This window comes from Acidovorax sp. KNOB132 (assembly GCF_057541515.1).
The window spans coordinates 1-10,291 of record NZ_BAAJYT010000127.1; the positions used below are offsets into that span (position 1 = coordinate 1).

The 10,291-nt window shown below is 69.1% G+C and carries 8 protein-coding genes and 1 pseudogene; 6 read left to right on the plus strand and 3 right to left on the minus strand.

Annotated features, from left to right (window positions below; translation table 11 throughout):
* Nucleotides 1-254 precede the first annotated feature (254 nt).
* From AC27IO_RS15495 to AC27IO_RS15505, 3 genes and pseudogenes are all read left to right on the plus strand, one after another.
* Nucleotides 255-1,715 (plus strand): circularly permuted type 2 ATP-grasp protein, encoded by a 1,461-nt coding sequence (locus AC27IO_RS15495; protein ID WP_272568087.1) that lies wholly within the window; start codon nucleotides 255-257, stop codon nucleotides 1,713-1,715.
* 43 nt (nucleotides 1,716-1,758) lie between these two features.
* Nucleotides 1,759-1,827 (plus strand): annotated as a pseudogene (locus AC27IO_RS15500) (alpha-E domain-containing protein); the annotation flags it as partial.
* A gap of 71 nt (nucleotides 1,828-1,898) precedes the next feature.
* Nucleotides 1,899-2,873: an alpha-E domain-containing protein gene (locus tag AC27IO_RS15505; protein ID WP_272568093.1), complete on the plus strand. Its 975-nt coding sequence runs from the start codon at nucleotides 1,899-1,901 to the stop codon at nucleotides 2,871-2,873.
* 18 nt (nucleotides 2,874-2,891) lie between these two features.
* Here AC27IO_RS15505 and AC27IO_RS15510 read toward each other — a convergent pair whose 3' ends face one another.
* From AC27IO_RS15510 to AC27IO_RS15520, 3 genes are all read right to left on the minus strand, one after another.
* The gene (locus AC27IO_RS15510; RefSeq protein WP_498739546.1) at nucleotides 2,892-3,254 is read right to left on the minus strand and encodes a DUF4148 domain-containing protein; all 363 of its coding nucleotides are present in this window, start codon (nucleotides 3,252-3,254) and stop codon (nucleotides 2,892-2,894) included.
* 180 nt (nucleotides 3,255-3,434) lie between these two features.
* Nucleotides 3,435-3,773: a VF530 family protein gene (locus AC27IO_RS15515; protein ID WP_487090663.1), complete on the minus strand. Its 339-nt coding sequence runs from the start codon at nucleotides 3,771-3,773 to the stop codon at nucleotides 3,435-3,437.
* A gap of 118 nt (nucleotides 3,774-3,891) precedes the next feature.
* The gene (locus AC27IO_RS15520; RefSeq protein WP_317359537.1) at nucleotides 3,892-4,803 is read right to left on the minus strand and encodes a LysR family transcriptional regulator; all 912 of its coding nucleotides are present in this window, start codon (nucleotides 4,801-4,803) and stop codon (nucleotides 3,892-3,894) included.
* A gap of 227 nt (nucleotides 4,804-5,030) precedes the next feature.
* Between AC27IO_RS15520 and AC27IO_RS15525 the strand changes: the two genes are divergently transcribed.
* The 3 genes from AC27IO_RS15525 to AC27IO_RS15535 form a co-directional block, all read left to right on the plus strand.
* Nucleotides 5,031-5,810, plus strand: a complete 780-nt coding sequence (locus AC27IO_RS15525; RefSeq protein ID WP_498739549.1) for an alpha/beta hydrolase — start codon at nucleotides 5,031-5,033, stop codon at nucleotides 5,808-5,810.
* A gap of 231 nt (nucleotides 5,811-6,041) precedes the next feature.
* The gene (locus tag AC27IO_RS15530) at nucleotides 6,042-7,289 is read left to right on the plus strand and encodes an efflux RND transporter periplasmic adaptor subunit (protein WP_284395390.1); all 1,248 of its coding nucleotides are present in this window, start codon (nucleotides 6,042-6,044) and stop codon (nucleotides 7,287-7,289) included.
* A gap of 25 nt (nucleotides 7,290-7,314) precedes the next feature.
* On the plus strand, nucleotides 7,315-10,291 hold a 2,977-nt coding region (locus AC27IO_RS15535; RefSeq protein WP_498739551.1), incomplete at its 3' end, for an efflux RND transporter permease subunit.

The following is a 10,291-nucleotide window of genomic DNA, read 5'->3' on the forward strand; positions in this document are numbered from 1 at the left end:
CGCGGTACCGCGAGCGGGGCGCCGTGCTGCTCGATTCGCCGCGCTGCGGCGCCGCCACCTGGGCGTCCGAGGCGCCCGGACAATGGCGGTGCGAACGCGACGCGGGCCGGCGCTACTGGCACCACGCGCCTGCCCCGTTGCCGTGAGGACGGTGCGCCATCACCCCGGCGTGCGAGCGGTAAAACGCGCCCGGGCCCGCCAGTCGCCAAAACCCGGCTCACAACTTGCTATGCTGGTTGCAGGAGGCACCAGTTATGCAGAAGTTCGATGAGATGTACACGATGCTGCCGTTCGACGGCAGCGACGTGCGCCCCCACTACAAGCGCTACGGCCAATGGTTGTCGGGCCAGCCAGACGAGGCCATGCAGGCGCGCCGCGCCGAGGCCGAGATGATCTTCCGCCGGGTGGGCATCACCTTCGCGGTGTACGGCGCCAAGGACGAGGACGGCGCCGGCACCGAGCGGCTCATTCCCTTCGACCTGATCCCCCGCATCATCCCCGCGCACGAGTGGGCGCGCATGCAGCAGGGGCTGGTGCAGCGCGTCACGGCGCTCAACCGCTTCATCCACGACGTCTACCACGGCCAGGACATCCTGCACGCCGGCATCATCCCCTCGGACCTGATCCTCAAGAACGCCCAGTACCGGCCCGAGATGGCCGGCGTGGACGTGCCGCGCGACCTGTACGCGCACATCGCCGGCATCGACATCGTGCGCGCCCCGGACGCGAGCGGCAACGGCATCTACTACGTGCTGGAAGACAACCTGCGCGTGCCCTCGGGCGTGTCGTACATGCTGGAAAACCGCAAGATGATGATGCGGCTTTTCCCGGAGCTGTTCCGCACGCACCGCGTGGCGCCGGTCGCCCACTATCCCGACCTGCTGCTGGACACCCTGCGCGCGAGCGCCCCCGCCGCCACGGCGCAGCCGACGGTGGTGGTGCTCACGCCCGGCATGTACAACAGCGCGTACTTCGAGCACGCCTTCCTCGCGCAGCAGATGGGCGTGGAACTGGTCGAGGGCCAGGACCTCGTGGTCAAGGACAACTTCGTGTACATGCGCACCACGCGCGGCCTCAAGCAGGTGGACGTGATCTACCGCCGCGTGGACGACGACTTTCTCGACCCCCAGGTCTTCCGGCCCACCTCCACCCTGGGCTGCGCGGGCCTCATGAACGCCTACCGCGCGGGCAACGTGGCGATCTGCAACGCCGTGGGCACGGGCATCGCCGACGACAAGTCGGTGTACCCCTACGTGCCCGACATGATCCGCTTCTACCTGGGCGAGGAGCCCATCCTCGCCAACGTACCCACCTGGGTGTGCCGCAAGCCCGACGACCTGGCCTACGTGCTGGACCACCTGCACGAACTGGTCGTGAAGGAAGTGCACGGCGCCGGCGGCTACGGCATGCTGATCGGCCCGGCCGCGACGAAAGCCGAGATCGAGGAGTTCCGCGCCGCGGTGCTGGCCAACCCCTCGGGCTACATCGCCCAGCCCACGCTGTCGCTCTCCAGCTGCCCGACCTACGTGGAATCGGGCATCGCCCCGCGCCACATCGATCTGCGCCCCTTCGTGCTGAGCGGCCAGAAGGTGCAGATGGCCGCCGGCGGCCTGACGCGCGTCGCGCTCAAGGAGGGCTCGCTCGTGGTGAATTCATCGCAGGGCGGGGGCACCAAAGACACCTGGGTGCTGGGAGAAGAAGGGAGCGTTGCATGACGCATCAGACCCTTCGTTTCGAAATTTCTGCCGGGGAGACCGCATGCTGAGCCGCACTGCCGATCACTTGTTCTGGATGTCCCGCTATACCGAGCGGGCGGAAAAGGCCGCTGCAGGCGGGCTTTCGTCAACACACCGCGTGCGTGCGCAGCGCGTGCGGGGTTTTCTGCCCGGGGAGGCCGCATGCTGAGCCGCACTGCCGATCACTTGTTCTGGATGTCCCGCTATACCGAGCGGGCGGAAAACACCGCCCGCATGCTCAACGTGAGCTACGAGACCTCGTTGCTCCCGCAGTCGGCCGACGTGGCGCAGGAGAGCTGGCTGGGCCTGCTGTCGATCAGCGAGCTGATCCCCGCCTATACCGCGCGGCACGGCGAGGTCACGCGCGAAGGGGTGCTGGAGTTCATGGTGCGCGACGGCAACAACCCGTCGTCCATCCTGTCGTGCCTGCGCGCCGCGCGCGAGAACGCCCGGGCCGTGCGCGGGGCGCTCACCACCGAGGTGTGGGAGACGCAGAACCAGACCTGGCTGGAGCTGCACCGCCAGCTGGAAGGCAGCCTGTTCGAACGCGATCCGGGCCAGTTCTTCGAATGGGTCAAGTACCGCTCGCATCTGTCGCGCGGGGTGACGCTGGGCACCATGCTGCAGGACGAGGCCTTTCATTTCCTGCGATTGGGCACGTTCCTCGAGCGCTCGGACAACACTGCGCGGCTGCTGGACGTGAAGTTCCACGCGGTGCAGAGCGACTTCCACGGCTCGGGCACGCGCGACCGCAGCCGGGCCGCGCCGCAGGAGTTCGACTTCTACCACTGGAGCGCCATCCTGCGCAGCGTGTCGGCGTTCGAGGTGTACCGCCGCGTGTACCGCGACGTCATCACGCCCGAGCGCGTGGCCGACCTGCTCATCCTGCGCCGCGACATGCCGCGCTCGCTGCACGCCAGCCTGCACGAGGTGGGTGAGAACCTGGCGGTGGTGGCCAACGACCAGTCGTCGGAGACCCAGCGCAAGGCGGGCCGGCTGCTGGCCGACCTGCGCTATGGCCGCATCGACGAGATCCTGTCCACCGGGCTGCATGCGTACCTCACGCAGTTCCTGGACCGGGTGAACGAACTGGGCGCGGGCATCAGCCGCGACTTCCTGGTGCCCGTGCCGGCCTGAGGCACGGCCCGCCGCGGCTCATGGGGCCGGGCGCGAGGCGGTGCTGCCGGCCACGGCCGTGCCGCCCGCTGCGGCGCATTCGGGCACGGCCCGGTTCACGGGCGGGGTGGGCATGCCATAGGACTGCATCGCCATGGCCTCCAGTTCGCCCGAGGCCCGCGCGCATTGCAGTTCGGCGATCACCTCGGCGCGCGTGCGGCCTGCGGGGGCATCCATCGCAACCACTCGGGGCGCAGTCGCGGCTGCGGTGGCTGCATCCTGTGGCGTGCTGGTCTGGGCCATGGCCAGGGAGCCGGCCAGCAGGGCGCAGGCGGCGAGGGCCGTGCGCGCCAGGGCGTGGGGCGAGGCGGTGGTGTTGCAGCGGTCGAAAACGGTGGGCATGAAAGGCTCCTGGGGCGGGTTGGGGGATCAGGACAGGCGTGTGCCTCTCCGTGCCTCCAATGTGCCCACCGGGGCCTGCCGCCGCGAGCCGATTGCGACGAACGCACGGCCCGGGCGCCTGAGCTGCGCTGGCGCAGCGCGAATGGGCCGTCGGGGATGGGTTGTGAGGGCCGGCCGTGTTCAGCCCGGCCCGCCGCCCTGGCGCTTGTGCTCGCGCAGCATGAACAGGTACAGGCTCTCGACCTTCTCGCGCGCCCAGGGTGTCTTGCGCAGGAACTTCAGGCTGGACGCCACGCTGGGATCGCTTTCGAAGCAGCGCAGGGCCACGCGCTGCGCCAGGCCTTCCCAGCCGTAGTAGTCGTGCAGCGCGACCACGATGGCTTCGAGCGTGATGCCGTGCAGGGGGTTGCGCGGCTGCCTGGCCGGTGGCGTGGGTGGCGTGGCGTTCGGGGTGGAAGGCGCGTTGGTGGCGCTGGGGGCGGGGGTTTCGCCGGGCTCGGGGACTTCGGGTTCGGTCATGCCGGGAGCATACGGCCCCGCGCGGCCGGTGGAGGGCGGCCTCGCGCGGGTATGCATCAAAAAGGGCCCCAGTGCAATGGATACTAGGGCGTTTAGCTATGAAAAATATAGCAAACGTTCAGGTCTGCAGATACCGCTCGCTGGCGAACAGCTCGGCCGCCCAGTCCACGAAGGCCCGCACCTTGGCGCTCAGGTGCCGGTTGGGCGGGTACACCACGTAGATCGGGATGGGCGGAATGGACCACTCGGGCAGCAGCCGCACGAGGTCGCCGCGCTCCAGTTGCCGGGCCGCCTGGAACAGCGTGATCTGCCCCACGCCGCGCCCCGCGACCAGCGCCGCCGAGTACGCGTTGGACTCGTTCACCGCCAGTTGCGAGGGCCCGGTGACCTCGATCATCTCGCCGTCGCGCACGAACTCCAGCGGATAGCGGCGGGTGGACAGCGGCGAGAAATAGATCACGCTCTTGTGGTCGCCCTCCAGATCGAGGGGGTGGGTGGGCGTGCCGTAGCGCTCCAGGTAGGAGGGCGCGGCCACGGTGACGAAGGCCAGGTTGCCGATGCGCCGTGCCACCAGCGACTGGTCGGTCAGCTCGCCGCCGCGGATCACGCAATCGACGTTGTCGCCGATCAAATCCACCGGCCGGTCGCTCACGCCCAGGTCGATCTGGATGTCGGGAAACCGCGCATGGAACTCCTCCAGCCGCGGAATGATGAGCAGCCGCGCCACCGAAGTGCCCACGTCCACGCGCAGCCGGCCGCTGGGCGTGGCGCGCGCGTGCGTCATGCTCGCCTCGATGTCGTCGAAATCGGCGAGCAGGCGCACCGTGCGGTCGTAGTAGGCCGCGCCATCGGCCGTGACGGTCACGCGCCGCGTGGTGCGGTTGAGCAGCTTCACGCGCAGCCGCGCCTCGAGCGCCTGCACGTACTTGGTGATGGTTGCCTTGGGCAATTGCAGCGAATCGGCCGCCCGCGTGAACGTGCCTGCCTCCACCACCCTTGCAAAAACCCGCATGGCCTGGATCTGGTCCATGGGCCCTCCTTGTTCTCTCTGGCCCCGAATGGGGCCAAGGAATTCTCACACGGGCCCGTGCCGCCGATTGTTCGGCAATCGGAAACAGAGCTGTGGCATTTGGCTGGTTTATCGTCGGCGGCTGCGTCGCTACATTTCACATCACCCGGTCTTGTCCGGTCACCGCCATGTCCAGCACCTTCACCCCATCGCCATCGCCCTCCACCTGCACCGACACCACCATTGAGGTGGCCAAGGGGCAGGAAGTGTCCGTGCGCATGTACGGCCGCAAGAAGCCCAAGGAAACGCTGCCGCTGGTGGTGCACTTCCATGGCGGCGCCTTCGTGGCGGGCGATCTGGACAACGGCTGCACGGTGGCCCGGCTGCTGGAGCGCGCCGGCGCGCTGGTGGTGTCGGTGGCGTACCCGCTCTCGCCCGACCATCCCTTCCCGCAGCCGGTGGACGCCGGCTACCTGGTGCTCAAGTGGGCGCACAAGCACCGCACCCGCCTGGCCGGTCCCGGCGCCGGGGTGTACGTGGCGGGGGAGGAGGCCGGCGGCAACCTGGCCGCGGGCGTGGCGCTGATGGCGCGCGACCAGTCCCATCCGCCGCTGGCCGGACAGATCCTGCTGTCGCCCATGCTCGACCCGTGCGGTGCCACGCCTTCGGTGCGTGCCGCCATGGGCGAATCGACCGCCTGCAAGTGGGCCGATGGCTGGCTGCAGTTCCTGCGCTGCACCCGCGATGCCGAACATCCCTATGCCGTGCCCGCGATGGCGCAGCGGCTGGCCGGCCTGCCGCACACGCTGGTGCTGGTGGGCGACGACGATCCCATGCGCGACGAAGCCCTCGCCTACGCCAACCGGCTGCAGGCGGCGGGACTGGAAGTCACGCAGCACGTGTTCGCCAAGGCGAACCAGTGGCCCGATGCCCTGCTGCAGCCCGGTTCGGGCGAATGCCCCTGTGCGCCCGAGGTTCAGGCGCAGTTCAGCCGTTTCTTCGAGGCCACCCGATGTCCTGCACCCTGACCCTCACCACCACCGATCTGCCCGCGCGCTGACCAGCGGGGTGCATTGACCTCAACCCCGGTTGAGGTTTGATACTGCGATCCGCTTCGGCGACCCGCAATACCCGCCTTTCGCCGCCTTTCCGCTGCTTGCTGCGTCCCTTTTGTTTTCTGGCCCCCGTGGGCCGGAAGGGGCAACCCTTGCCCGATCGATTTCGACTTTTGCTTTGAAAAAACCCGGAGGACTTCCACCATGAACCCGCAACACACTTCCCCTTCCCGTCGCCGCTGGTGGGCTGCCGCCGGCGCCGCGGCCGCCATCGCCGCCGCGGGCGGCACGCTCTTCGGGCTGCCCAGCTCGCATGCCGAATCCCCGGCCCCGGAAGCCGCGCCGCCCGCGGTGCCCGTCTCGGTGGCCGCCGTGCTGCAGCAGGAGATCGCGCTGTGGGACGAGTTCTCGGGCCGGCTCGAAGCCGTGCAGCGCGTGGACATCCGCCCGCGCGTGGGCGGCGCCGTGCAGGCCGTGCATTTCCGCGAAGGCTCGCTGGTCAAGCAGGGCGACCTGCTGGTCACCGTGGACCCCGCGCCCTACGCCGCCGAGGTGGACCGCGCCGAGGCCCAGGTGGTCGCTGCGCAGGCCCGCGTGTCCTACACCCGCAGCGAAATGGAGCGTGCCACGCGCCTGTGGGAAGAGCGTGCCATCGCCCAGCGCGAGCACGACGAACGCATGAATGCCCAGCGCGAGGCCGACGCCAACCTGCGCGCCGCGCAGGCCGCGCTGCAGACGGCGCGCCTGAACCTGGGCTACACCCAGGTGCGCGCCCCGGTCGCGGGCCGCGTGGGCCGCATCGAGGTCACCGTGGGCAACCTGGTGGCCGCGGGCGCCGGCGCGCCGGTGCTGACCACGCTGGTGTCGGTGAGCCCGATCTACGCGAGCTTCGACACCGACGAGCAGATCGTGGCGAAGGCGCTGGAGGGCCTGCGTTCGGGCAAGAGCGCGCGCACCCTGATCGAGAGCATTCCGGTGCAGATGGGCACGGGCACGGCCGGCGGCACGCCGCACACCGGGCACCTGCAGCTCATCGACAACCAGGTGGATGCCCGCAGCGGCACGGTGCGCGTGCGCGCCGTGTTCGACAACGCCGATGGCGTGCTGATGCCCGGCCAGTTCGCGCGCATCCGCATGGGCCAGGTCAAGAACACCCAGGCCGTGCTCATCAACGAGCGCGCCGTGGGCACGGACCAGAACAAGAAGTACGTGATGGTGGTGGGCGAGGGCAACAAGGCCGAGTACCGCGAGGTGCAGCTGGGCGCGCCGGTGAACGGCCTGCGCGTCGTCACCTCGGGCCTGAAGGCCGGCGAACGCATCGTCGTCAACGGCCTGCAGCGCGTGCGCCCCGGCGCCCAGGTTGCCCCCCAGGACGTGCCCATGACCGCCAAGGCCGGCATGGCCGGCGATGGCGCCGAGGCCCGCGCCGCTGCCAAGCAGCCCGCGGCGTGATCGCGGAGCGCACCGAAAGAACACCATGAATCTCTCTCGCTTCTTCATCGACCGCCCCATCTTCGCCGGGGTGCTGTCGGTGCTCATCTTCCTGTCCGGGCTGATCGCGCTGCGCGCGCTGCCCATCTCCGAGTATCCCGAGGTGGCGCCGCCCTCCGTGGTGGTGCGTGCCCAGTACCCGGGCGCCAACCCCAAGGTGATCGCCGAGACCGTGGCCACGCCGCTGGAGGAATCCATCAACGGCGTGGAGGGCATGCTCTACATGGGCAGCCAGGCCACGACCGATGGCGTGATGACGCTGACCGTCACCTTCGCGCTGGGCACCGACCCCGACAAGGCGCAGCAGCTGGTGCAAAACCGCGTTTCGCAGGCCGAGCCGCGCCTGCCCGAGGAAGTGCGCCGGCTGGGCGTCACCACGGTCAAGAGCGCACCCGATCTGACCATGGTCGTGCACATGGTCTCGCCCAACGGCCGCTACGGCATCGACTACCTGCGCAACTACGCCGTGCTGAATGTGAAGGACCGGCTCGCCCGCATCCAGGGCGTGGGCCAGGTGCAGATCTTCGGCGGCGGCGACTATTCGATGCGCGCCTGGCTCGACCCGCAGAAGGTCGCGCAGCGCGGCCTGTCGGCGGCTGACGTGGTGGCCGCCATCCGCGGCCAGAACGTGCAGGCCGCGGCCGGCGTGGTGGGCCAGTCGCCCGGGCTGCCCGGCGTGGACATGCAGCTGTCGATCAATGCGCAGGGCCGCCTGCAGACCGAAGAGGAGTTCGGCGACATCATCGTCAAGACCGGCAGCGACGGCGCGGTGACGCGCCTGCGCGACGTGGCCCGGCTGGAGCTGGGCGCGGCCGACTACTCGCTGCGCTCGCTGCTCAACAACGACCCGGCCGTGGGCATGGGCGTGTTCCAGGCGCCGGGCTCCAACGCGCTCGACATCTCGTCGAACGTGCGCAAGACCATGGCCGAGCTGCAAAAGAACATGCCCGAGGGCGTGGAGTTCCGCATCGCCTACGACCCGACGCAGTTCGTGCGCGCCTCCATCAAATCCGTCATCCAGACCCTGCTGGAAGCCGTGGCGCTGGTGGTGATCGTGGTGATCCTGTTCCTTCAGACCTGGCGCGCCTCCATCATTCCGCTGCTGGCCGTGCCGGTGTCGGTGGTGGGCACGTTCGCGGTGCTGCACCTGCTGGGCTTTTCGATCAACGCGCTGTCCCTGTTCGGGCTGGTGCTGGCCATCGGCATCGTGGTGGACGACGCCATCGTGGTGGTGGAGAACGTGGAGCGCAACATCGAGGCGGGCCTGACCCCGCGCGAAGCCACCTACCGCGCCATGCGCGAAGTGTCCGGTCCCATCATTGCCATCGCGCTGGTGCTGGTGGCGGTGTTCGTGCCGCTGGCCTTCATCAGCGGGCTCACGGGACAGTTCTACCGCCAGTTCGCGGTGACCATCGCGATCTCCACGGTGATCTCGGCGATCAACTCGCTCACGCTGTCGCCCGCCCTGAGCGCGCTCTTGCTCAAGGGCCACCATGAACCGAAGGATGCGTTGACGCGCGGCATGGACAAGGTGCTGGGCGGGTTCTTCCGCCGCTTCAACAGCGTGTTCCACCGGGGCTCCGAGGCCTACAGCGGCGGCGTCAAGCGCGTCATCGGCCGCAAGGCGCTGATGCTGGTGATCTACGCCGCGCTGGTGGCCGCGACCTGGGGCCTGTTCAAGGTCGTGCCCGGCGGCTTCGTGCCGGCGCAGGACAAGCAGTACCTGGTGGGCTTCGCGCAGCTGCCCGACGGTGCCACGCTGGACCGCACCGAGGACGTGATCCGCCGCATGGGCGAGATCGTCAAGAAGAACCCGAACGTGGAAGACGCCATCGCCTTCCCGGGGCTGTCGATCAACGGCTTCACCAACAGCTCCAATTCGGGCATCGTGTTCGTCACGCTCAAGCCCTTCGCCGAGCGCGGCCGCGCGGACCAGAGCGGCGGTGCCGTCGCGGGCCAGTTGAACCAGGCCTTCGGCAGCATCCAGGATGCGTTCATCGCCATGTTCCCGCCGCCCCCGGTGGCCGGCCTGGGCACGACGGGCGGCTTCAAGCTGCAGATCGAAGACCGCGCCTCGCTGGGCTACGAGGCCATGGACGCCGCCGTGAAGGCCTTCATGGGCAAGGCGTACCAGACGCCGGAACTCGCCGGCCTGTTCACGAGCTGGCAGGTCAACGTGCCGCAGCTGTACGCCAACATCGACCGCACCAAGGCGCGGCAGCTGGGCGTGCCGGTGACGGACATCTTCGAGACGCTGCAGATCTACCTGGGCAGCCTGTACGCCAACGACTTCAACCAGTTCGGCCGCACCTACAGCGTGCGCGTTCAGGCCGATGCAGCCTTCCGGGCGCGTGCCGAGGACGTGGGCCTGCTCAAGGTGCGCTCCACCACCGGCGAGATGGTGCCGCTGTCGGCGCTGATGAAGATCGAGCCCAGCTTCGGGCCCGAGCGCGCCATGCGCTACAACGGCTTCCTGTCGGCCGACGTGAACGGCGGGCCCGCGCCCGGCTTTTCGTCGGGCCAGGCGCAGGCCGCCATCGAGCGCATCGCCGCCGAGACGCTGCCGCAGGGCATCGGCTTCGAATGGACCGAGCTGACCTACCAGGAAATCCTGGCCGGCAATTCCGCCGTGCTGGTGTTCCCCATTGCCATCCTGCTGGTGTTCCTGGTGCTGGCCGCGCAGTACGAAAGCCTCACGCTGCCCATCGCCATCATCCTGATCGTCCCCATGGGCCTGCTGGCCGCGATGACGGGCGTGTGGCTGTCAGGCGGCGACAACAACGTGTTCACGCAGATCGGGCTCATCGTGCTGGTGGGGCTGTCGGCCAAGAACGCCATCCTGATCGTGGAGTTCGCCCGCGAACTGGAGTTTGCCGGCCGCACGCCGGTGCAGGCCGCCATCGAGGCCAGCCGCCTGCGGCTGCGCCCCATCCTGATGACGTCGCTGGCGTTCGTGATGGGCG

Bases quoted from the DNA above. Each gene is read 5' to 3' on its own strand.
- AC27IO_RS15495 (WP_272568087.1), top strand. From the start codon at position 255: ATGCAGAAGTTCGATGAGATGTACACGATGCTGCCGTTCGACGGCAGC.
- AC27IO_RS15505 (WP_272568093.1), top strand. From the start codon at position 1,899: ATGCTGAGCCGCACTGCCGATCACTTGTTCTGGATGTCCCGCTATACC.
- AC27IO_RS15510 (WP_498739546.1), bottom strand. From the start codon at position 3,254: ATGCCCACCGTTTTCGACCGCTGCAACACCACCGCCTCGCCCCACGCC.
- AC27IO_RS15515 (WP_487090663.1), bottom strand. From the start codon at position 3,773: ATGACCGAACCCGAAGTCCCCGAGCCCGGCGAAACCCCCGCCCCCAGC.
- AC27IO_RS15520 (WP_317359537.1), bottom strand. From the start codon at position 4,803: ATGGACCAGATCCAGGCCATGCGGGTTTTTGCAAGGGTGGTGGAGGCA.
- AC27IO_RS15530 (WP_284395390.1), top strand. From the start codon at position 6,042: ATGAACCCGCAACACACTTCCCCTTCCCGTCGCCGCTGGTGGGCTGCC.